Source organism: Azospirillum sp. A29 (assembly GCF_042604625.1).
GTDB lineage: Bacteria > Pseudomonadota > Alphaproteobacteria > Azospirillales > Azospirillaceae > Azospirillum > Azospirillum palustre.
In genome coordinates this window covers 1,087,503-1,110,369 of the sequence record NZ_CP170467.1, presented here as the reverse complement: position 1 = coordinate 1,110,369, position 22,867 = coordinate 1,087,503, and the positions used below count along the sequence as shown (strand labels likewise).

Annotated in this window: 18 protein-coding genes; 9 read left to right on the top strand and 9 right to left on the bottom strand. The window is 67.8% G+C overall.

The genetic code is table 11. The features are described from left to right. The first annotated feature begins 38 nt into the window (after positions 1-38). A complete protein-coding gene (locus tag ABNQ38_RS33120; protein WP_377810515.1) occupies positions 39-275 on the top strand; it encodes a hypothetical protein in 237 nt (78 codons plus the stop codon). A 49-nt stretch (positions 276-324) separates the two neighbouring features. On the opposite strand, the gene ABNQ38_RS33115 is transcribed toward ABNQ38_RS33120, so the two are convergent. Beyond that, entirely contained in the window at positions 325-2,127 is a 1,803-nt protein-coding gene (locus tag ABNQ38_RS33115; protein WP_377810514.1) for a PAS domain-containing protein, read from the bottom strand. Between the two features lie 165 nt (positions 2,128-2,292). Then, complete coding sequence (gene gatB, locus ABNQ38_RS33110; protein WP_377810513.1) at positions 2,293-3,744, bottom strand: Asp-tRNA(Asn)/Glu-tRNA(Gln) amidotransferase subunit GatB; 1,452 nt, start codon at positions 3,742-3,744, stop codon at positions 2,293-2,295. A 254-nt stretch (positions 3,745-3,998) separates the two neighbouring features. Between gatB and ABNQ38_RS33105 the strand changes: the two genes are divergently transcribed. Then, positions 3,999-4,721, top strand: coding sequence for a hypothetical protein (locus ABNQ38_RS33105; RefSeq protein WP_377810512.1), 723 nt, complete (start codon positions 3,999-4,001; stop codon positions 4,719-4,721). Here ABNQ38_RS33105 and ABNQ38_RS33100 read toward each other — a convergent pair. Further along, a complete protein-coding gene (locus tag ABNQ38_RS33100; RefSeq protein WP_377810511.1) occupies positions 4,702-5,955 on the bottom strand; it encodes a diaminopropionate ammonia-lyase in 1,254 nt (417 codons plus the stop codon). The genes ABNQ38_RS33105 and ABNQ38_RS33100 overlap by 20 nt on opposite strands. A gap of 149 nt (positions 5,956-6,104) precedes the next feature. Continuing rightward, positions 6,105-6,407 carry a flagellar motor switch protein FliN gene (gene fliN / locus ABNQ38_RS33095; RefSeq protein ID WP_377810510.1) on the bottom strand — a complete coding sequence of 101 codons (303 nt, stop codon included), beginning with the start codon at positions 6,405-6,407 and terminating at the stop codon, positions 6,105-6,107. 274 nt (positions 6,408-6,681) lie between these two features. On the opposite strand from fliN, the gene ABNQ38_RS33090 reads away from it, so the two are divergent. Then, entirely contained in the window at positions 6,682-7,524 is an 843-nt protein-coding gene (locus ABNQ38_RS33090; protein ID WP_377810509.1) for a sulfurtransferase, read from the top strand. 1 nt (position 7,525) lies between these two features. Here ABNQ38_RS33090 and murJ read toward each other — a convergent pair whose 3' ends face one another. Continuing rightward, positions 7,526-9,076 carry a murein biosynthesis integral membrane protein MurJ gene (gene murJ, locus ABNQ38_RS33085; RefSeq protein ID WP_377810508.1) on the bottom strand — a complete coding sequence of 517 codons (1,551 nt, stop codon included), beginning with the start codon at positions 9,074-9,076 and terminating at the stop codon, positions 7,526-7,528. 131 nt (positions 9,077-9,207) lie between these two features. Here murJ and ABNQ38_RS33080 point away from each other — a divergent pair, with 131 nt between their 5' ends. Together ABNQ38_RS33080 and eno are read left to right on the top strand one after the other, a co-directional pair. Next, positions 9,208-9,990 carry an alpha/beta fold hydrolase gene (locus tag ABNQ38_RS33080; protein WP_377810507.1) on the top strand — a complete coding sequence of 261 codons (783 nt, stop codon included), beginning with the start codon at positions 9,208-9,210 and terminating at the stop codon, positions 9,988-9,990. Positions 9,991-10,137: 147 nt separating this feature from the next. Beyond that, positions 10,138-11,415: a phosphopyruvate hydratase gene (gene eno, locus ABNQ38_RS33075; protein WP_377810506.1), complete on the top strand. Its 1,278-nt coding sequence runs from the start codon at positions 10,138-10,140 to the stop codon at positions 11,413-11,415. A gap of 69 nt (positions 11,416-11,484) precedes the next feature. On the opposite strand, the gene ABNQ38_RS33070 is transcribed toward eno, so the two are convergent. The 3 genes from ABNQ38_RS33070 to ABNQ38_RS33060 all read right to left on the bottom strand — a co-directional run bounded on the left by ABNQ38_RS33070 (position 11,485) and on the right by ABNQ38_RS33060 (position 14,385). Beyond that, positions 11,485-12,561: a plasmid partitioning protein gene (locus ABNQ38_RS33070; protein WP_377810505.1), complete on the bottom strand. Its 1,077-nt coding sequence runs from the start codon at positions 12,559-12,561 to the stop codon at positions 11,485-11,487. 8 nt (positions 12,562-12,569) lie between these two features. Continuing rightward, positions 12,570-13,556, bottom strand: coding sequence for a polyhydroxybutyrate depolymerase (locus ABNQ38_RS33065; protein ID WP_377810504.1), 987 nt, complete (start codon positions 13,554-13,556; stop codon positions 12,570-12,572). Between the two features lie 301 nt (positions 13,557-13,857). Beyond that, on the bottom strand, positions 13,858-14,385 hold the full coding sequence (locus tag ABNQ38_RS33060; protein WP_377810503.1) for a peroxiredoxin: 528 nt from the start codon (positions 14,383-14,385) through the stop codon (positions 13,858-13,860). A gap of 438 nt (positions 14,386-14,823) precedes the next feature. Between ABNQ38_RS33060 and ABNQ38_RS33055 the strand changes: the two genes are divergently transcribed. Both ABNQ38_RS33055 and ABNQ38_RS33050 read left to right on the top strand, forming a co-directional pair. After that, the gene (locus ABNQ38_RS33055; protein ID WP_377810502.1) at positions 14,824-16,452 is read left to right on the top strand and encodes a type I secretion system permease/ATPase; all 1,629 of its coding nucleotides are present in this window, start codon (positions 14,824-14,826) and stop codon (positions 16,450-16,452) included. 62 nt (positions 16,453-16,514) lie between these two features. Then, positions 16,515-17,930: an HlyD family type I secretion periplasmic adaptor subunit gene (locus ABNQ38_RS33050; protein WP_377810501.1), complete on the top strand. Its 1,416-nt coding sequence runs from the start codon at positions 16,515-16,517 to the stop codon at positions 17,928-17,930. A 98-nt stretch (positions 17,931-18,028) separates the two neighbouring features. Here the strand turns inward: ABNQ38_RS33050 and ABNQ38_RS33045 are convergent, their stop codons facing one another. Continuing rightward, on the bottom strand, positions 18,029-18,364 hold the full coding sequence (locus ABNQ38_RS33045; RefSeq protein WP_377810500.1) for a hypothetical protein: 336 nt from the start codon (positions 18,362-18,364) through the stop codon (positions 18,029-18,031). A gap of 432 nt (positions 18,365-18,796) precedes the next feature. Between ABNQ38_RS33045 and ABNQ38_RS33040 the strand changes: the two genes are divergently transcribed. Together ABNQ38_RS33040 and ABNQ38_RS33035 are read left to right on the top strand one after the other, a co-directional pair. Further along, positions 18,797-20,632, top strand: coding sequence for a PHA/PHB synthase family protein (locus ABNQ38_RS33040; protein WP_377810499.1), 1,836 nt, complete (start codon positions 18,797-18,799; stop codon positions 20,630-20,632). Positions 20,633-20,813: 181 nt separating this feature from the next. Beyond that, entirely contained in the window at positions 20,814-22,859 is a 2,046-nt protein-coding gene (locus ABNQ38_RS33035; protein ID WP_377810498.1) for a serine/threonine protein kinase, read from the top strand. The last annotated feature ends 8 nt before the right edge of the window (positions 22,860-22,867 follow it).

The window sequence follows — 22,867 nt, the reverse complement described above, 5'->3', positions numbered from 1 at the left end:
GGTCAGTGACGCCGCACCCCGTCGCCGTGGAGGATGCCATGACCCTGTCACGCCGTTGCGCCGAAACACTGATCGACCTCGTCGAGATCAAGCTGAGCTGCCTGGAAATCACCGACCGCGAAGACCAGCGCGAGAAGGAACTGCTCCAGCGCTGCGTGCAGGAGTTGACCGCCGAGCTGCGCGGCGAGGACGGCGCGCTCGCCAACTTCGCAGCGCCGAAGCGTCGCGGCCGGCGGCCCAAGCATCTGCAATTCCACGAACTTCACGTTGCCTGACCGAACCTGTGCCTGATCGGCCACCCTGCCGCGGGGCCGCGCCACGGGTTCAGCCCAGGGCCGGCTCCGCCGCTACGGCCGGCAGCATCGCCGGGGCTTCGCGGGGCAGCTGGATGGTGAAGCGGGTCCCCTGCCCCGGCCAGGACTGGACGGACACGCTGCCGCCCAGCGGACCGGTGACGGTGTTGAAGACAATGTGCAGCCCCAGGCCGGAGCCGCCCTGCCCGCGCTTGGTGGTGAAGAAAGGATCGAAGACCTTCGACAGATGCTCCGGCGCAATGCCGGCGCCGTCGTCGATGAAATCGATCCGGACCCGCTCGGCCCCATCCGCCTGCGCCGTGATCCTGATCGTGCCGGCCGGCCTCTCGACCAGGCGGTCGCCGCCGCGATCCCCGCCGCGATCCCCATCGCCATAGGCATGCACGACGGCGTTGATGACCAGATTGGTCAGCACCTGCCCCAGCGCGCCGGGAAAGCTGTCCATCGTCAGTTCGTCGCCGCACTCCACCGCCACCCGCAGATTGGTGCGCTTCAGCCGCGGACGCAGCGAGAACAGCAGCTCCTGGATATAGCCGCCCAGTTCGAACACCCGCCGGTCGCCGGAGGACTGGTCGACCGCCACCTGCTTGAAGCTCTGCACCAGTGACGCGGCGCGGTCGATGTTGGCCATCAGCAAACGGCTGCTCTCGCTCAGCCCATCCAGGAACTCCAGGAACTCCGACCGGCGCAGCGCGTTGCCGGTGAAGCGGTCCCGCAGGACCTGCGCCTGTTCGCCGATGTGGCTGGCGGCGGTCAGGCCGATGCCGATGGGCGTGTTGATCTCGTGCGCCACCCCCGCCACCAGTTGGCCGAGCGAGGCCATGGTCTCGGCCTGGATCAGGCTCTCCTGCGCCTCCCGCAGGTCGGCCAGAGCCTGTTCGGCCTCTTCCCTGGCCTGGATCATCGCCGACTCGGCGGCCTTGCGGTCGGTGATGTCGTAGAGCCAGGTCAGCAGCGCCGCTTCACCGTCGAGCTCGATGCTGTTCCACGAGGACAGGACCCAGACGACGCTGCCGTCCGGCCTGCGGAACCGGATCTCGGCATTGCGGAAGGCGCCCTCCCGGTCGAATCGGGCGATCAGCGCCGCGCGGTCGGCGGGTTCGGCATAGAGATCGGCCACCGGGGTGCGCATCAGTTCCGAACGCTCACGGCCCATCAGCCGCACGGACTGGGCATTGCAGAACAGCCAGCGGCCGTCGCGCGTGGTGACGTTCACCGCGATGGGGGCCGCCTCCATGATCTTCAGCAGCCGTTCCTCGCTGGCGCGCAGCCGCTCCTCCTGCCGGCGGGCCTCGGTGATGTCGGTCATGATGCCGGCATAGCGTACCGCCCGCCCGGTGTCGTCGCGGAAGGCGCGGCCCTTGGCGGCGATCCACACCCAGCCGCCCCCCTCGTGCCGCAGGCGGTAGCTGTAGGCGTAGGCAGAGGTCTCCCCGGCCAGATGCGAAGCGATGTGGGCGAGAACCCGTTCGCGGTCTTCCGCATGCAGCCGCCGTTCCCAGAAATCGGGCGGCATCGCCGGGCGCGTGCGATAGCCCAGCATGCGCGGGAAGGTGTCCGACCACCAGCAGGTCCCGGCCACCAGATCGGCATCCCACACCGCGGCCCCGGTGGCCTCCAGCGCCATCTCCAGCCGTTCGCCGATGTCCGGTTCGTGGAGAGCATGCGCCGGCTTGGCGCCGGCAGGATTGGCGGGGTGTGGAGACGATGGATGGCGGGCCGCCCGGCGACCGGCATACCGGCCCAGCAGCACCCCGAGCAGACCGCCGACAGCACCAGCCGCCAGCGCCATCATCACCGGCTCCGCCGCCATGGTTCCTCCACCGTTTCCAGCACTGTGACGGCGGAAACCGGGAAAATTCAACTGCGGCTTTACCGTAACGGCGGGTGGCACCCAACAAAAAAGCCCCTCCGCCGAACGGAGAGGCTTTCTTTCGGGCAAGACGGCAATTTCCGTCCGCCGACAGGGACAGGCAGATTAGCCTTTCAGTTTCTTCATCAGGATTTCGTTGACCATCGCCGGGTTGGCTTTGCCCTGGGTCGCCTTCATCACCTGACCGACGAAGAAGCCGAACAGCTTGTCCTTGCCGCTGCGGAACTCTGCCACCTTGTCGGGGTTGGCGGCCAGCACGGCGTCGATGGAGCCTTCGATGGCGCTGGTGTCGGTGACCTGACGCAGCCCCTTCTTCTCGACGATGTCGGCGGCCTTCTCGCCGGTTTCGAACATCGTCTCGAAGACTTCCTTGGCGATGCGGCCGGAAATGGTGTTGTCGGCGATCAGGTCGATCAGGCCGCCGAGATTTTCGGCGGACACCGGGCTTTCCTCGATCTCCTTGCCGGCCTTGTTCAGATAGCCGAACAACTCGCCGGTGACCCAGTTGGAGGCAAGCTTCGGATCGCGGCCCTTGGCAACCGCCTCGAAATAGTCGGCCTTCGGCTTCTCCGACACCAGCACGCCGGCGTCATAGACCGACAGCTTGTAGTCTTCGATGAAGCGGGTCTTCTTGTCGTCCGGCAGCTCGGGCAGCGTCTTCTTGATATCCTCCACCCACGCCGCATCGAGTTCGAGCGGCAGCAGGTCGGGGTCGGGGAAATAGCGGTAATCGTGCGCCTCTTCCTTCGACCGCATGGAGCGGGTCACGAACTTGGTCGTGTCCCACAGCCGGGTCTCCTGGTCGATCTTGCCGCCGTCCTCGATGATCTCGATCTGGCGGCGCGCCTCATACTCGATGGCCTGCATGACGAAGCGGATCGAGTTGACGTTCTTGATCTCGCAGCGGGTGCCGAAGGCGTCGCCCGGCTTGCGCACCGACACGTTGACGTCGCAGCGCATGGAGCCTTCCTCCATGTTGCCGTCGCAGGTGCCGAGATAGCGCAGGATGGAACGCAGCTTGCGCACATAGGCGCCCGCCTCCTCCGAGGAGCGCATGTCGGGTTCCGACACGATCTCCATCAGCGCCACGCCCGACCGGTTCAAGTCGATGTAGGTCTTGGACGGGTGCTGGTCGTGCAGCGACTTGCCGGCGTCCTGTTCCAGATGCAGACGCGTGACGCCGACGGTGCGGCTGGTGCCGTCCGGCAGGTCGAGCACGATCTCGCCCTTGCCGACGATGGGCTGCAGGAACTGGCTGATCTGATAGCCCTGCGGCAGGTCGGCATAGAAGTAGTTCTTGCGGTCGAAGACCGAGTGCAGGTTGATCTCGGCCTTCAGGCCCAGACCGGTGCGCACTGCCTGTTCGACGGCATATTCGTTGATGACGGGCAGCATGCCGGGGAACGCGGCGTCGACGAAGCTGACCTGGCTGTTCGGCGCGGACCCGAATTCGGTGGCGGAGCCGGAAAACAGCTTCGCGTTCGAAATCACCTGGGCATGGACCTCAAGCCCGATCACGACTTCCCAATCGCCCGTTTCACCCTGGATGTACGACATCGTTCCGCTCTTCGACGTTCACGGCACGGGACGGGACGGGCATCGCCCTGAAAGGACGCCCCGGCCATACCCTTGGAATCCTGTTTCTTCTAGCGCCCTTTGCGTTCGCGCGCACGCTTTATCGCGCCGCATCCGTCCCGCCCCCATTCCCACCCCCACCCCTACCCCCATTGTGTGGCCCGCCACAGACATGCCGTTAACACTCGGGCAAGCTTTGACCGCCACGCTGGGTGGGTCGAGCGCGGGAGGGTGCGATGTCGGTGCGGAAGCTGCTGCGGAAGGTCGGGTTCGGTGCCGGTCTCGGTGCCCTGCTGATCGCGGGCGCCGAATTCGGCCATGCCGCAACCCAGCCGGATGGCCTGTCGCTCAATCCGGCCGGCTCCGCCCCGGCCGCCATCGGCCCCGTCACCGTCAATCCGGTGCCCGCGGCCCCGTCTTCGGAATTCCCCGACGCGGCGATGTCCCGCAACGACCAGGGCGACGTCACCGTCCTGCGGCTCGACGGCATCATTACGCCGGGAGCGGAACGCAGCTTCCTCGACGCCCTGCACGCCCTGCCGGCCCGCCGCCCGCTGGTGATCGAGTTGTCCAGCCCCGGCGGCTTCACCGCCGCGGGCTACCGGATGATTGATGCCGTCCTGGCCGAACGCAAGGGCGGACGGCCGGTCGCCACCCGGGTGCGCGACGGCGAGTCCTGCGAAAGCATGTGCGTCGGCCTCTATCTGGCCGGCTATCCGCGCTACGCCGCCCCGCGGGCGGAGTTCATGGTGCATGCCCCGCGCATGGCGGAGAATGGCCGGATGACCCTGCGCTCCACCCAGATGATGGTCGAGCGGCTGGTGTCGCTCGGCGCCTCGCAAAGCTGGATCGAACGGGTGAAGGCCGAGGGCGGCTTCTCCGGCGCCCGCGACCATCGCGAAACCGCCGACCGGCTGACCGCCGACGGCGCCAACATCGTCACCGACCTGCTGCGCTGAGCAGTCCGTCGGCGACCGCCTCCGGCGAGCGTCCGACGATCCGCTCATAGACCTCCGGGTCGGTCGCCCCCTCGGTCCCGAACACCAGCACCCGCGCATCGGGAACGAGGCCCAGCGCCAGCCTCACCTCCTCGTGCGCAGCGGCGCAGAGCAGCCCGGCCAACCCGGCGACGCCCGATTCACCGCCCACCACCGGACGGCCGCCATGCCCGCCGTCCGCCAGCTTGCGCATGGCGGTGATCGCCCCCTCGTCGGGGATGGTCAGGAAATCGTCGGCGCCGCGCTCCAGGATCGCCCAGGCCAGCAGCGAGACCTCGCCGCAGGCAAGCCCGGCCATCACCGTGTCGAGGTCGCCCTCCGCCCGCATCGGCCGGCCGGCGACGGCGCTCTGGTACAGGCAGTCGGCGCTGTGCGGCTCCACCACCACGAAGCGCGGGCGCTGGCGCCCCCAGCTTTCCCACAGATGGCCGCAGACCGCGGCGGGCAGCGCGCCGACGCCACCCTGCACGAAGACGTGGGTGGGCCGTTCGCTGGCGGGAAGCTGCGTAATCGCCTCCTCCACCATCACTGTGTAGCCCTGCATCACGTCGCGAGGCACATCCATATAGCCGGTGTAGGAGGTGTCGGAGACGACGAACCAGCCCTGCGCGGTCGCGTCGGCGGCGGCACGGCGCACCGCCTCGTCGTACGGCCCGTCCACCACCACTACCCGCGCCCCGTACGCCTCGATGGCGGCGCGGCGGCCGGGCGTACAGGCGGCGGGCACATACACCACGCAATTGCAGCCGAACACCTGCGCGCCCCAGGCGACCGAGCGGCCATGGTTGCCGTCGGTGGCGGTGGTGACGGTCAGCGTCCGCGTCACCTTGGCATAGCGGCCGACGACGAGATCCAGTGCTGTCACCGGCACGCCGGGCACCCGCGCCGTCACCTCCCGCGCCAGCAGCCGCAGCACGGCGTACGCCCCGCCCAGCGCCTTGAAGCTGCCGAGCGCGAAGCGGGCGCTTTCGTCCTTGTACCAGAGGCGGTCGATCCCAGCTTCCCGTGCCAGCCCGGGAAGGGAGCGCAGCGGGGTGGGCGTGTAGCCGGGCCAGGCGCCGATCTCCGCCATCGCCTCCTCGAAGGCGGCACGGCCGAGGATCGCGCGTTCCGACGGGCCGTAGACCCGCTCATGGTCGGCATGGGGGTTGGAGACGTGGCGCGGCAGGCAGGGGGAGACGGCGGTGTGGGGCATGGCTTCGCTCTCCGGGCCGGCGACGCCGTCGGCGACGGCACTTCCCACGACCGGACACAACGACACCAGAAGCCATCGCCCGCCGTCAAGACGCCAGCGCAAGCGGGGCTGCTACCGAATGAAGCATCGATAAAGGGGAAGCGTTGCGGTCAGCGCTTCCATTCACGGCTGGACTTGATGAAGTCGGTCAGGGTGACGCCGATCTTGTCGTCGATGATCGCAACCTCGCCACGGGCGACCAGCACGCCTTCGACATAGACGTCGGTCGGGTCCTTCAGATGGCGGTCGAGTTCCACGACGGCGCCGCGGCCCAGCTTCAAGAGGTCGCGGACGCGGAGCATGGCGGTGCCGATGACGACCTTGATCTCCACCGGCGCGTCGCCGATGGCGAAAGACGAGGCGTCGCCGTCGTTGGGATCGGGCGCGTCGAGCAGGTCGTCGATGTTGGCCATGGATGTCCAAGCTCCCGCGCCGGAGAGGGGCGCCTTCCTATACGAACGGGACATCCTACACCCCGGACGGGTTAGCCGGCAACGCCACCGACCGGCCAGGATTGCGACAAGATTGGGCTTTTCCCGCACCGACGCTTCGCCCACACTGCTTCGTCCATACTGGCAGCCCGCCCGCCGCGGCGGGCATCCGCCAGCCTGTCGGGCAATCCGTTGCGACTGAGCAACGATCACGGCAGTGCAAGGCAACCGACCAACCGGAACCGGGTTCACCCTGATGACCGACAGCAGCATTTCCCCGCTTGTGGACGCTTCCTGGCTGAAAGGCCGGCTCGACAGCCCTGGCATCGTCGTCCTCGACGTGCGAACCCCGCCCGCTGGCGGCTTCGTTCCGGGAGCGGTTCATTCCGACTACGCAACGGCCGGCTGGCGGACTGTGGTCGGTGGCGGCGCCGGGATGTTGCCGGAACCGGGAGTTCTGGCGGGGTTGATCGGCGGCCTGGGGATCGGCAACGGCGACCATGTGGTGCTGGTCGCGGCCGGCGCCAATGCGTCCGACATGGGCAACGCCACCCGCGTCTACTGGACCTTCAAGATGCTGGGCCATGATGCGGTGTCGGTGCTGGACGGCGGCTTCGCCGCCTGGGTCGCCGCCGGCGGACCGGTGACGCCCGAGCCGGCGGTGCGCAAGCCGACCAGCTTCGCCACACACCCGCGCGCCGGTCTGCGCGCCACCGTGGAGGATGTCGAGGCCGCCGTGAAGGCCGGCGGCACGCCGCTGCACGATGCGCGGTCGGCCGAGCAGTTCGCCGGCAAGGCCAAGAGCCCGCAGGCCCGCGCTCCCGGCACCATCCCGCGTGCCGTCAACCTGGACATCGCCCCGCTCTTCTCCGCGGCCGAACACCGCTTCGCCACGCCCGACGCGGTGAAGGCGATGGCCGACCGGGCCGGCCTGCCATTGCGCGACCAGCCCATCACCTTCTGCAACACCGGCCACCTCGCCTCGGTGTCCTGGTTCGCACTGAGCGAGATCGCCGGCGTGCCCGGCGTGCGGCTCTATGACGGCTCCATGTCGGAATGGAGCGCCGATCCGGAGCGGCCTTTGCGGACCGAAGGCTGATCTACGCCTTCGCCCGGCGGCGGCGCAGGCGGCTGAGGTCGCTGCGCCGCACCAGCCCGAGCAGCACGGCGGCCACGGCATAGACCGCCAGCCCGACCGCCGCCAGCACCAGCAGGCCGCCCAGCCGCTCCACCATTCCTGCGGCGCCCAGCCAGGGGGCGAGCCGCTCGGTCGCCAGCCACAGGGCGCCGGCCATGGCGACGGCGGCGATTGCCATGCGCGGCAGGTTGCGGGTCAACCGCGCATCCGCCCGGAACAGGCCGCGGCGGTGCAGAAGCAGCGCCAGCAGCCCGGCATTGACCCAGGCGCCGACGGAGGTGGCGACCGCCAGCCCGACCTGGGCCAGCGGCCCCATCAAGGCCAGCTTCAGCGCCACGTTGATGCCGACCGCCGCCAGCGCCACCCGCACCGGCGTCGCCGTGTCGTGGCGGGCATAGAAGCCGTTGACGAGGCTGCGGATCACCACGAAGGCCGGCAGGCCAAGCGCATAGGCTTGCAGGGTGAGGGCGGAGGCCGCGGCATCCGAGGGGCCGAAAGCACCGCGCTGGAACAGCACCGACAGGATCGGTGTGCCCGCCACCAGGAAGGCGATGGCGGCCGGCAGGGTAAGCACCAGCGACAGCTCGATGGCGCGGTTCTGGCTGTCGACCGCGCCGGCCTCATCACCGCTCTTGATCCGCTTGGACATTTCCGGAAGCAGAACGGTCCCGACGGCGATGCCGATCACCCCCAGCGGCAGCTGGTTCAGCCGGTCGGCGTAATAGAGGTAGGACACCGCCCCGGTCGGCAGGGCCGAGGCGATCAGCGTGTCGGCGAACAGGCTGATCTGCGTCAGGCCAGACCCCAGTGCCGCCGGCCCCAGCACTGCCAGGAAGCGCTTCACATCGGGCGACAGGCGCGGCATCACCGGCCGCAGGGCCATGTCGGCGCGCCTTGCGTCCCAGGCCAGATAGAAAAACTGCGCGACACCCGACGCCAGCACGCCCCAGGACAGCGCGTGCCCGGCCGTCGGCATCAGCGGCGTGCCGATCACCAGCGCCGCGATCAGGCACAGATTCATCAGGATCGGTGCGGCGGCGGCCGAGCCGAAGCGGCTCATGCTGTTCAGCACGCCGCCATAGAGCGACACCAGCGAGATCAGCAGCAGGTAGGGGAAGGTGATGCTGGTGAACAGAACGGCGAGCCGGAACTTCTCCGGCTCGTCGGCGAAGCCGGGGGCGAAGACCGTCATGAATTGCGGCATGAAGGCCAGCACCGCCAGCAGCAGCACCAGCTGCACGATGACCAGCAGGGTCATCACCTCGTCGGCGAAGCGGCGGGCGGCGGCTGCACCGTCCTGCACCAGCTTGCCCGAGAACAGCGGCACGAAGGCGGAGTTGAAGGCGCCCTCGGCGAACAGGGCGCGGAAATGGTTCGGCAGCCGGAAGGCGACGAAGAAGGCGTCGGCGACCGGCCCGGCACCGAGCAGCGCCGCGGTCAGCACGTCTCGCAGGAAACCGAGCACCCGGCTGGCCAGGGTCAGGCCGCCGACGGACAGGATATGACGGAACACGATGGCTGGGTCGCTCTTGTGGTGCAGAATTAGCCCGGCGGCATCCTAGCGATGCAGCCGCGTTCGTCATAGAATCGACGCCCGCATTCGTCCAGAACGCATCTCATTCCTCCACGGCCGAAAGCCCCGACATGCCGCAGCGAGCCCTCCCCCTGACCTATCTGGAAGCCGGCGAAGCCAATGGCGGAACGCCGATGCTGGTCCTGCACGGCCTGTTCGGCTCGGCCCGCAACTGGCAGACCCTGGCCCGCCGCTTCGGCGAATCCCGCCGGGTCTATGCGCTCGACCTGCGCAACCATGGCGGCGCGCCCTGGGCCGAGGGCATGAGTTATCCGGAGATGGCGGCCGACGTGCTGCGTTTCCTCGACGACCGCGGCTTCGCCCGCGCCACAATCGTCGGCCATTCGATGGGCGGCAAGACCGCCATGGCGCTGGCGCTGGCCCATCCCGACCGGGTGGAGCGGCTGGTGGTCGCCGACATCGCCCCGGTCGCCTACACCCACACCCACGCCCCCTTCGTCGCCGCGATGAAGGCCGCGAAGCTGGAGGGCGTCACCCGCCGGCCGGAGGTGGAGGCGCAGCTGGCCGATGCCGTGCCGGAAGCGCCGCTGCGCTCCTTCCTGATGCAGAATCTGGTGCTGGAGAACGGCGTCTTCTCCTGGCGGATCAACCTCGATTCCATCGGCGCGAACATGGCCGGGCTGATCGGCTTCCCCGATTTCGGCGGCGCCCGCTATGACGGGCCGGCGCTGTTCATCGGCGGCGGCGCGTCGGACTATATCCGGCCGGAGCATCACGACGCCATCCGCCGCCACTTCCCCAAGGCGGAAATCCGCATGATCGACGGCGTCGGACACTGGCTGCATGCCGAACGCCCGGCCGAATTCGCCGCGATGGTGGAAGGATTTCTCTGATTTCCGGCTCGAATCCGCGCATCCGTGCGGGGTTGTAAGCCGAAGCAGATATTGCATCGCCCGGACGTCGGGGCTATCAAGCCTGCGCGCCTTAAAACGCGGCCTGCGAGACAACGCGGCTGCCATTCCTCGAAGGATCGACCGATCATGAGCGTCATCACCGAGATTCACGCCCGCGAAATCCTGGACAGCCGCGGCAACCCGACCGTGGAAGTCGACGTTGCGCTGGACAGCGGCGCCTTCGGCCGCGCCGCGGTGCCGTCGGGCGCCTCCACCGGCGCCCACGAGGCGGTCGAGCTGCGCGACGGCGACAAGTCCCGCTTCGGCGGCAAGGGCGTGCTGAAGGCGGTCGAATCCGTCAACGGTGAGATCTATGACGCGCTCGCCGGCCTGGACGCCGACGACCAGCGCGGCATCGACCTTGCGATGATCGACCTGGACGGCACCGAGAACAAGAGCCGCCTCGGCGCCAACGCGATCCTGGGCGTGTCGCTGGCGGTCGCCCGCGCCGCCGCCGAGGATGCCGGCCTGCCGCTCTACCGCTATGTCGGCGGCGCCTTCGCCTCGCTGCTGCCGGTGCCGATGATGAACATCATCAACGGCGGCGCCCATGCCGACAACCCCATCGACATCCAGGAATTCATGATCATGCCGGTGGGCGCCGAGACCGGCGCCGACGCCATCCGCATGGGCTCCGAGATCTTCCAGTCGCTGAAGAAGAAGCTGAAGGACGCCGGCCACAACACCAACGTCGGCGACGAGGGCGGCTTCGCCCCCAACATCGGGTCGACCGACGAAGCGCTCGGCTTCGTCATGAAGGCCATCGAGGCCGCCGGCTACAAGCCGGGCGACGACGTCATGCTGGCGCTCGACGCCGCCTCGACCGAGTTCTTCAAGAACGGCAAGTACGAGCTGGCCGGTGAAGGCAAGTCGCTGTCGCCCGAGCAGATGGTCGCCTACTGGGCCGATCTGGCCGGCCGCTACCCGATCATCTCGATCGAGGACGGCATGGCGGAAGACGACTGGGAAGGCTGGAAGGCGCTGACCGACGCCATCGGCAGCAAGGTGCAGCTGGTCGGCGACGATCTGTTCGTCACCAACCCCAAGCGTCTGGCCCAGGGCATCAAGCAGGGTGTGGCGAACTCGATCCTGGTGAAGGTGAACCAGATCGGCACGCTGTCGGAGACGCTGGAAGCGGTCGACATGGCGCACAAGGCCGGCTACACCGCCGTTCTGTCGCACCGCTCGGGCGAGACCGAGGACAGCACCATCGCCGACCTGGCGGTTGCCACCAACTGCGGCCAGATCAAGACCGGCTCGCTGAGCCGTTCGGACCGTCTGGCCAAGTACAACCAGCTGATCCGCATCGAGGAGCAGCTCGGCGTCGCCGCCCGCTTCGCCGGAAGCGGCATCCTCAAGGCCTGATCGCCCCAAGGTCAGGGAAAGCCCCTCTCCGGTCCGCCGGAGAGGGGCTTTTTTATGTGGAGCTGGTGTTCACTCCCCGGCGAGCGCGCCGATCATCTTGCGCACCGCGGTCATCTGGAAGCCGCTCTTGCGGGCGAAATCATAGCCGGTGTAGCCGAACCAGTCCCAGCAGGCCTTCGGGTTGGAGGTCGGCTTGGCGGCGCCGTCGATCTGCGGATACAGCACGACGATGTTGTTGACGTCGGCCCAGCGGTTGTAGCCGGCATTCACGGCGAAATGATCGCCGATCAGGTTCGACGCCATCTGGCAGCCGTGGAAGGCGACATGGATGCGGCAGGTCTGCGTGCCGCCCTCGCAGGCTTCCGGAACATAGATGTAGCCGGTCTTGGCCATGCCGCTGCGGCTGGTGTCGCCGACGAAGGGCGCCTGGTTGAACAGCTGCGGCTGGCGGGCCGCGGCGGGGGCGTTCGGTGTCCTGGCGTCGGCATAGAAGAAGCGAACGATGGCGCCCGCCTGATCGTACTGACAGTTGTTGATGTATTCGCTCTTCTCACCCTCCTTCGGGATGAAATCGCAGGCCGCGCCATAGCCGTCGGTGATGTAGGCATGGGCCGCCTTCGGCAGCTTCACGTAAGAGAGGTTGGCCTCCGCCACCCCCAGCGCCTTGTAGAACCCGTCTGTGGCGTCGGCGATCGGTCGCTTCACCGTCACGTCGCCATCGCCGTTGAACAGGTAGATCTTCGACTGCGCCATGTTGGACAGCGGGTCGATCTCCTTCGCCTTCTCGCGGGCCTTGGCGTTGGCGACCAGGGCATCGACATCGGGCGCGCCCATCGCCACGTCCATGCAGCGCTTCAGCGCCACGATCGCCGTGGCGACGCCGCCCGTCGACACCTCGGCGCAGTCGTAAGGACCGCCGGCGACGAGTCCGGCCGCCTTGACCAGCCCCGAATAGGCGACCTGGAACTGCCCGGCCATGTAGGCGCCCGACGAAATGCCCGACACCGTGGTCTGGGCCGGGTCGATCTTCAGCTTCAGGTCAGACAGCCTGATCTGGGTAGCGCTTTGAGCGGCCACGGGAAGCGGCGTCAGGACGAGGAGCGCCGCAAGCGTGGTCTTGAGAATCGCTTTGTTTGAAATGGTCATGAAAAGGGTCACCTTTGCCCTGAAAGGGTTGTCAACATCGCGTGGACAGCGGCGATCTGCGCCCCGCCCTTCGTCGCGTATTCCGTCCCGGTCCTGCCGACCCAGTCCCAGCAGGCAATCGGGTCCGCGGAATTGCGCGGCGACAGCTGCGGGTAGAGCACGATCAGATTGTTGTTGGCCGCCCAGCGGTTGAAGCCGGCGCCCGTGGTCACGGCATCGCCGACCTCGGCCACGGACTGGCGGCATCCGTGAAAGACGATGTGCACGGCACAGGCCGCTCCGCGCCCGCAGGCCGGCGGCACATAGACATAGCCGGCAGGGGCCAGCCCCGTGCGGTCCGGATCGCCGAACGGCGTCTGGTCGAAGGGAATGGCCGCCGGCATGTTGGGAGCCGGCGGGTTCAACCCGCCATAGATGTGCGACAGGATCCGGCTGGCCTGGTCATAGTCGCCGCAGGCGTTGACATACGGGCTGCGGTTGGCGTTGCAGTCATTGACCCCGCCCGGCGCAATGAAGCCGTTGCCGGCATCCAGCCCGGTTTCCACCCGGATCTGGTTCGCCGGCACATGGGCGGCACGATAGAAGGCCTCCGCCTCCTCCACCGCCTTACGGTTCACCACCATGTCGGCGCGGCCGCTGAACAGGTAGACCTGTGCCTGCACCAGCCGGTCGAGCGGGTCGATGGCCCCGGCCGCCGCCAGCGGCTGGGCCGCTTCGTACAGCGGCTGGCCGCGCGGCCAGAGCGGATTGCCCTGCATGCAGGCCGCCGCCAGAAGCGGATTCTCGGCTGCGCAGAGATAGGGACCGCCGGCCACCAGACCGACGCCGGCCATCTCGCCCGAATGGGCGACGTGGAACTGGAGCGCCATGAAGGCGCCGGCCGCCAGCCCCGATACCGAACTCTTGGCAAGCACCACATTGTGCGGAGCGAGCGGCGGCGCGGTGGCATCGGCTCTGGCCGGAGCGGCACCGAACGGCAACACCAGCGCCAGCACCGCCGTAAAACCTGCAACCAGAAAACACCGGAGCGACCGATTTTCTGCCACCTGCTGCACCCCATCCACCAGAACATCTGCGGAAGGTAGCAATAGAACAGGGAATGTCTAACAAAAAGCCTTAAGGAATTCCTGATACACGCACATGCACGTCCATCCGCAACCCGACCCCGGCGGCGGACAGCGGCGTGGCTTCGGGCGGCCATGGAAAAGGCCGGCGGAGCCCCCGTCCCGCCGGCCTTGTGCCGTCATTGCGAAATCATCCCGGCGGCCGGGCCGGCCGGGCACCGAATCGGGCCGCTCAGCTCCGCAGGAAAGCGAGCACATTCTCCGGAGAGGATTCGCCGTAGGGATCGCCGTTCTCGCCCTCGTCGTTGATGCCCGGCTCCTCGAACCACTTCTCGATGACACCGTCCTTCACGACCATGGCATAGCGCCATGAGCGGAAGCCGAAGCCCAGATGGTCCTTGTCGATCAGCATGCCCATGCGGCGGGTGAAATGGCCGGACCCGTCGGGAATCAGCTTCACCTTCTGCAGATTCAGGCTCTTGCCCCACTGATACATGACGAAGGCGTCGTTGACGCTGATGCAGTAGACCTCGTCGATGCCCAGGGCCTTGAAGTCGTCATGGAGACGCTCGAAGGCCGGGCACTGCTCGTTGGAGCAGGTCGGCGTGAAGGCGCCGGGCAGCGAGAACACCACCACCCGCTTGCCCTGAAACAGCTCATCGCTCCGCACATCCTGCCAACGGAACGGATTGGGTCCGCCGACGCTCTCGTCGCGCACGCGGGTCTTGAACACCACCGAGGGGACCTTGCGCCCTTCCATCGTCATCTCCTGCTTTGGTTGGGGTGGACCGGCAGATCCGCCGCCGGGGCACGATAGCGGTAATGCCTGCCCCCTCCAACCGGCCATAGGGAATGCCCCCTCCGCCAAGCGCCGACAGCAAGTCACCCCCGAAGGAACAAACAATACCGAGGTAATTCTGCGCAAAAGTGGTGGCATCCGGTGGCAATCCTGTGACGTCCCTGAATGTTAAGGTCCCATTTACCAAGATCGCGTTTTCTGGTCTCGCCTGCATCCAGTGGGCACTGCGCCGACCGGTGACAATTGGAGGGCTGTTTTATGCCTGTTTCGACCAAGTTCAACTCTATGCGACAGCCCGGCAATGATAAGCCGGAAGCCAAATTCAATCGCGGTTATTTTACCAGGATACTTGTTAGTACATTTATCTTCAGCGCCACCATCAACGCGCTGATGCTGGCCATGCCGCTTTATTCGCTTCAGGTGTTCAGCCGCGCCATCCCGTCCGGCAATTACGATACCCTGGCCATGCTGACCGTCATCGTGGTGATGGCGCTGACGCTGAGCGGTCTTCTGGAGATGGTGCGCTCGCGCCTGCTGGCCCGTGCCGGCAATGCGCTGGAGGTGCGGTGGCGCCGCCGGCTGACCGCCGACGCGCTGGATGCCGCCGGCCGCGGCCGGCCGGACAACGGCCCGCTCGCCGACCTGATCGAACTGAAGGGCGCCTTCTCGCGTCCGTCGCTGCCGGCACTGATGGACCTGCCCTGGGCCCCGCTCTATGTCATCGGCATCTACGTCATCCACCCGATGCTGGCGCTGGTGCTGGTCGTGTCGATGCTGATCATGGCGGTGATGGGCTGGATCGGCTATGTGGCCGTCAAGGACATCAACGACGAGAGCAAGCTGCCGGCCGGCCGCGCCCAGAAGCTGTTCGAAGCGCTGGCGTCGCGTTCCGACACCGTGCGCGGACTGCGCATGGGCAACGCCTCGCTGGACGCCGTCAACCGCGACTTCCTGACCGCCAGCGCCATGCAGGGCCAGGGTTATGAGCGCAGCGCCGCCATCGGCGCCGCCACCAAGTGGGTCCGCATGGTCCTGCAGATCGCCGTGACGGGCATCGGCGCCTGGCTGGTGATCGAGCAGCACCTGTCCTTCGGCGGCATGATCGCCACCTCGATGCTGGTCGGCCGCGGCCTCGCCCCGATCGAGCAGACCGCCGGCGCCTGGGGCGGGCTGGTCCGTTCCGCCCAGGCCGTCCGCCGCCTGCTGCCGCTGCTGAAGCGCCTGTCGCGTGAGCCGGAGCGTCCCTCCGTGCCCGTCGAGAGCGAGCGCCTGACCGTCGAGAACCTGCTGTTCGTCTCCCCCCGCGACCAGAAGCCGATCCTGCGCAGCGTCACCCTGTCGGTCGAGCCCGGCGAGACCGTCTGCATCGCCGGCCCCAACCGTTCGGGCAAGTCGGTGCTGGCCCGCCTGCTGGCCGGTGTCGCCCTTCCCTCGGCCGGCACGGTTCGCCTGGGCGGCCTGTCCGTCGCCACCCTGACCCCCGACAGCCCCGACCAGGGCATCGGCTACCTGCCGCAGCAGGTCGACCTCCTGCCCGGCAGCATCGCCGACAACATCGCCCGCTTCACCACCGCCACCCGCGAACAGGTGGAAGAGGCTGCCAAGGCCGTCGGCATCCATGAGTGGATCGAAAGCCTTCCCATGGGTTACGAGACCGAGGTCAACGACCCGCTGTCCCCGATCACCGGCGCCAGCGCCCGCCTGATCGGCCTTGCCCGCGCCGCCTTCGGCCAGCCGCCGCTTCTGGTGCTGGACGAGCCGACCGCCGGCCTGGACGAGCTGGGCATCAAGGCGGTCCGCGCCTTCGTTGCGGCCAGCAAGGAGCGCGGGGCGACCACCATCGTCATGACCCACGCCCCGATCTTCGTCGATATGTCCGACCACACCTACGTCCTGAAGAACGGCATGGCGATGGAGCTGCCGCGTCCGGAGCAGCAGCAGGCCCAGCCCGGCGCCGTCAACCTCGCCCGCCTCCGTAATCTCGGCCCTCAGGGTCCGTCCGCCGCCACGGCGGGGGCCGCCGGCTGACCGCCGGCACCGCCCTCCAGTCCTGAGCACCCGGCACGACCCGACAGAGCCAAGGAAGTCCCATGACCACGATGACCACGACGTTCCCCGCCCCGCTCTCCAGCGATAACGGCCCCGAGACCCCCGCCGGCAAGCCGTCGCGCAAGACCGCGACCATCACCTCGATCCATGCGCTGCGGGCGGCGATGCCGGAAACCAATGCCCGCGGCCTGCTGCTGGGCGGCTTCCTGGTCCTGGCGGTCGGCTTCGGCGGCATGGCCGGCTGGGCGGCGGTGGCCCCCCTGCACAGCGCGATCAGCGCCACGGGCTCGCTGGCGCCGGAGACCGGCCGCAAGGTGGTGAAGAACACCGAAGGCGGCGTGATCAGCGCCATCATGGTCAATGAGGGCGACCGGGTCGAGGCCGGCCAGGTCCTGATGCGGCTGGACAGCACCGAGGCGCAGACCCGGCTCGAGATGCTGAACGCCGCCCTGTTCGACACGCTGGCCTCCGAAGCGCGCCTGTCGGCCGAGATGTTCGAGAAGCCGGCCATCGAATGGCCCGACGCTCTCGCCGCCCGCCGCGCCAAGGAGCCTGCGGTCGAGAACGCCATGGCGAACCAGGAAAAACTGTTCCAGGTCCGCCGCACCCAGCTCGACACCGAAGCCAAGCTGACCAAGGACCGCATCGCCACGCTGGGCGACGAGGTGCAGAGCCTGGAGAAGCAGCGCGCCTTCCTGGCCCGCGAGATCAAGCTGTCGGACGAGGACATCCAGATCACCCAGGGCCTGCTGGACCGCGGCAACTCCACCCGCACCAAGCTGGTGGCGGCGCAGAAGGAGAACGCGCAGCTCCACGCCCAGGACCATGAGCTGGAAGCCCGCATGTCGCAGTCGCGCCAGCAGGCGGTCGATGCCCAGGGCGATCTGGTCCGCCGCCGCAGCGATTTCCGCGAAAAGGTGCTGGTCGAGCTGGACAAGGCCCGCGGCGACGCCCAGAAGCTGGCCGAGCAGATCCGCGACGCCAAGAACCGCCTGGACAACCGCACCGTCAAGGCGCCGGATGCCGGCAACGTCGTGATGTACGGACACCCGGCCGTCGGCGGCAGCATCACTGCCAACGAGCCGGTGCTGGACATCGTCCCCGACGACAAGGCCCTGCTGGCCGAGGTCCGCATCCAGCCGAAGGACATCAAGTCGATGGCCGTCGACCTGCCGGTGAAGGTGCAGCTGACCGCCTATGACAGCCGCGTCGTCGGCACCATCGACGGCACCGTGTCCTACGTGTCGGCCGACCGCCTGACCGACAACGCGACCCGCCAGGAATATTACCTGGCCCGCATCCGCCTGAAGGATGCCGACAGCCATGAAGTCCGCCACATGAAGATCAAGGCCGGCATGCCGGTGGAGGCCCGCATCGTGCTGTCCGCCCGCACCCCGCTGGACTACCTGATCCAGCCGCTGCGCCAGTCCTACGTGAAGGCGTTCATCCAGGAGTGACGAGCAGAGGGTGAGGCAGCCCCTCACCCCCGGCAGCCCGTACACAGACAAAAGCCCCCGACCGTCCGGCCGGGGGCTTTATTCTTTGTCCGAAAAGCTCAGCTCCTGCCGGGCCGCAGATCCGGCTTCGGCGGAACCGCCATCGGGGTGGGCAGCGGCTCCGGCACCTGGATCGCCTCCGTCTGCTCGCGGGTGCGGCGGGATGCCGCGCGGTCCTGGGCCAGCCGGTCCATCGCCTGCTGGCGCTGCGCCTCGGTGGTCAGGTCGGTCGGGCGCGGCGGAACCGTACCCAGGTTGGGGTACTCGCTCCGCTCCCCAGTCATGTTGCGGATGGGCGACGAATTGTCGCTGACCGGCGAAGGCTCGCCGGTGATGGCCCCCAGCGGGCCGGTGTCGAGCATGCGGTCGCTGCAGGCCGACAGCCCGAAAGCCATTGGTATCGCTACGATTAGCAGGCTGAACGCCTGCCCGGCCGCCGCGATACCCCGACCGTTACCCTGAGTGCCCGTCACCATCATCCTTCCCCGTGTCTGGCCGATACGCCACACTTGTGCGACGATCCTTGAAATGAAATGTTCACATCTGCGGTGTATGAGAGGTTTCGGATTTCTCCTGCACCGCACCATAAAGCCGGATCGCCGCACGCAACCCACAGCGACGCCAACCACAGCGACATGGTGCAGACCACTCCCAGAGACCGCCCCCAGACACCGCTTCCTGAAGATCATCGCCTGCAAGCCTGTATAGCCGTCCGTCCGCGAGGCCCAAAGCCCAATCTGGCGCAAGCCCGATCCCGCGGACAATGGTGACACAGGCGACGTGACCGAGACGACGCGACACCCGCCCAAAGAAGAAGGACCGTGCTCATGGCCGAGACCAAGGCCCCCCCTCAGGCTTCCAACCCGGCTTCCCCCCAGGTGCCCGACGTCAAGCTGCCCGATCCGGTCGAGATGTCGCGGGCGATGACCCGCATCGCCGAGCAGAGCCAGCGGCTGGTTTCCGAGTTCCTCGCCCGTCAGGCCGCCGACGGCGCCGGCCCGAAGAGCCCGGATCCGATGGGCGTCGGCCATGCCTTCCTTGAGATGACCACCCGCATGATGGCCGACCCGGCCAAGCTGATGCAGGCGCAGATGTCGCTGTGGCAGGACTACCTGACCCTGTGGCAGCGCACCACCCAGCGCTTCTTCGGGCAGGAAACCCAGCCGGTCATCGCGCCCGCCAAGGACGACCGCCGCTTCAAGGACGCCGCCTGGGACGAGAACACGCTGTTCGACTTCATCAAGCAGTCCTACCTGCTGAGCGCCCGGTGGATGCAGTCGACCGTCAATCAGGTCGAGGGGCTGGACGACCACACCGCCAAGAAGGTCGATTTCTACACCCGCCAGTTCGTCGACGCGATGGCGCCCTCCAACTTCGTCATGACGAACCCGGAGGTGCTGCGCGCGACCATCGAGAGCGGCGGCGAGAATCTGGTCAAGGGGCTGGAGCATCTGCTGACGGATCTGGAGCGCGGCAAGGGCGAGCTGCGCATCTCGATGACCGACTACGATGCCTTCCAGCTGGGCAAGAACATCGCGGTCACGCCGGGCAAGGTCGTCTTCCAGACCAGCCTGATGCAGCTGATCCAGTACACCCCGACCACGCCGGACGTGAACAAGCGTCCGCTGATGATCGTGCCGCCCTGGATCAACAAGTTCTACATCCTCGACCTGCGCGAGAAGAACAGCTTCATCAAGTGGGCGGTCGACCAGGGCCACACCGTCTTCGTCCTGTCCTGGGTCAACCCGGACGAGACGCTGGCGGCCAAGGGCTTCGAGGACTACATGGTCGAAGGCCCGCTGGCCGCCCTCGACGCCATCGAGAAGGCGACCGGCGAGAAGGACGCGAACGCCATCGGCTATTGCCTGGGCGGCACGCTGCTGGCCTCGACGCTGGCCTACATGGCGGTCAAGAAGGACGACCGCATCAAGTCGGCGACCTTCTTCACCACCATGCTGGACTTCGCCGAGGCCGGCGAGCTGTCGATCTTCATCGACGAGGAGCAGCTGACCTTCATCGAAGGGCAGATGGCCGAGCAGGGCTATCTCGACGGCGCCAAGATGGCGACCACCTTCAACATGCTGCGCGCCAACGACCTGATCTGGTCGTTCGTCGTCAACAACTACCTGCTGGGCAAGGATCCCTTCCCCTTCGACCTGCTGTACTGGAACAGCGACAGCACCCGCATGCCGGCGGCGATGCACAGCTTCTACCTGCGCAACATGTACCAGAAGAACATGCTGGCGCAGCCGGGGGCGGTGACGCTGAAGGGCGTTCCGGTCGACCTCGGCAAGGTCAAGGTGCCGGCGCTGTTCCTGTCGGCCCGCGAGGACCACATCGCGCCGTGGAAGAGCACCTACAGCGGCGCCCAGCTGTTCAGCGGCCCGGTCAAGTTCGTGCTGGGTGCGTCCGGCCACATCGCCGGCGTCGTCAACCCGCCGGCGGCCAACAAATACTGCTACTGGACCAGCGACAAGCTGGCCAAGACCTCCGACGAGTGGCTGGAGAAGGCGACCCAGACCCCCGGCTCCTGGTGGCCGGAATGGAACAAGTGGGTCGGCCAGTACGCCAACGGCAAGGTTCCCGCCCGGCAGCCCGGCGACGGCGCCCTGCCCGCCCTGGAAGACGCGCCGGGGTCCTATGTCGCGGTCAAGAACGGGTAAGGCGGAGCCCGGCGACTTCAGCCACGCTTATCCGCATGGAAAACCCCCGCCCGTCCCGGCGGGGGTTTTTCTTTTCCGTCCAATCCGATAGTGTTACGCACGCGCACGTTAAGGGTTTGTTTGCCCTTTTACCGCCACCTAAGGCCTGCGCACATTCGCACGCCCCGGGGATCCGCCGTTCATGCCATCCGACGCCCAGACAGGTATGATGGGAGCCGCCACGGCAGCGATGGCGAACGCCGAACCGGTCAAGCTCGCCGAACGCTACGAGATCCAGCCGGGCGCGCCGATCCCGCTGCTGAACGCCGTCGGCGGCAATGCCTTCACCGCCAAGGCGCTGCGCGAAAAGCGGATCGAGCCCTTCGCCATCATCTGCCACGCCTCGATTCTGCCGCGGATGGACATCTGTTCCACCGTCGGCAGCCTCGACAACGCCACCCACATGCGGCTGCTCGACTGGGGGCTGGTGGACTGGCCGCAGGACCGCGGGCGGCGCTTCTGTCTGGTGTTCGAACGGCCGGGCGGCAAGCGGCTGATGGGGTCGCTGACCGACACGCTGGATCCGATGCCGGAAGACCAGCTGACCCGGCAGATCGTCCACCCGCTGGTGTCGGCGCTGAAGGAGCTGTCGAGCCGCGGTGTCGTTCATGGCGCGATCCGACCGACCAACCTGTTCTACCGCGATCTCGCCTCGGGCGCGCTGATGCTGGGCGACTGCGTGTCGGCCCAGCCCGGCTACGGCCAGCCGGTGCTGCTGGAGACGATCGAGCGCGGCATGGCGAACCCGGCCGGGCGCGGCACCGGCACCATGGCCGACGACCTCTATTCGCTGGGCGTCACCCTGCTGATCCTGGCGCTCGGCCGCAACCCGCTGGCCGGGCTGGACGACGAGGCGGTGCTGCAGGCGAAGATGGAGCGCGGGTCCTACCCGGCGCTGGTCCAGCAGCAGCGGCTGCCGCTGGCGATCAACGAGGCGGTGCGCGGCCTGCTGGTCGACGACCCCAAGCAGCGCTGGACCCTGAACGACCTCGATCTGTGGGTGGCCGGCCGCCGGCTCAGCCCGAAGCAGCCGCAGATTTCCCGCCGCGCCGCCCGTCCGCTGGAATTCCAGGGGTCGGAATACTGGCATTGCCGCACGCTGGCCCGCGCCTTCGCCCGCCACGCCCCCGCCGCGGCCTCCGTCATCGAAAGCGGGGAACTGGACAAGTGGCTGCGCCGCTCGATGGGCGACGACGTGCGGGCGGAGGCGGTAGGCCACGCCATCCAGACCGCCTCCAGCGGCAAGGGCGGCACCCAGGGCGACCGGCTGGTGGCCCGCGTCTGCATCGCGCTCGACCCCGCCGCCCCCATCCGCTACCGCGGCCGGGCGATGATGCCGGACGGCATCGCCACCATGCTGGCCGACGCCTTCATGCGCGGCGAATCCCCCCAGGCGGTGGCGGAGGTGATCGCCAACCAGCTGCCGATGTTCTGGGTCAACGTCCAGAACGACTTCAAGCCCGAATTCGTGCCGCTCGTGCAGAGTTTCGACCAGCTGCGCGGCTATCTCGACCGCTCCAGCCATGGGCTGGGGGTCGAACGCCTGCTCTACGAGATGAACCCGACCATGCCCTGCATGAGCGGTCTGGTCGCCAAGCAGCTGCCCACCACCCCGGCCGAGCTGCTGCGGGCGCTGGACTGGATCGCCGCGGGGGGCGAACGGCACAAGGACCCCATCGACCGGCAGATCGCCGCCTTCCTCGGCGCCCGTAACAAGCGCGGGGACGAGCTGCTGTTCACCCAGCTCGGCAGCGGGGTGGAGCCGATGCGGCGCATCATCGCCATGTTGACCATCCTGTCGGACATCCAGGCCCGCACCGGCGTCGACGGGCTGACCCATCTGGCCAGCTGGGTGGTGGCGATGCTCGACCCGGCCTTCCGCCGCTTCCACAACCGGCCGCAGCAGCAGGAGGTGCGCAAGATGGCGGACGCTGCCGCGCACAACGGCCGGCTGACCGAGCTGTTGAAGGTGGTGGACGATCCCGAATCGCTGCGCCGCGACCGGCTGGAGTTCGAGGCGGCTCAGATCGCATACCGCGAGGCCGACGCGGAGATGGACAAGATCCGCCACACCATCGCCGACCGCAATTCCATCATCGAGACGTCGGGCCGGCAGGTCGCCGCCATCGTGTCCAGCCTGCTGTCGACCGTGCTGGTCGCCGGCATCATCCTGTTCTTCGCCTTCTGACCGGATAA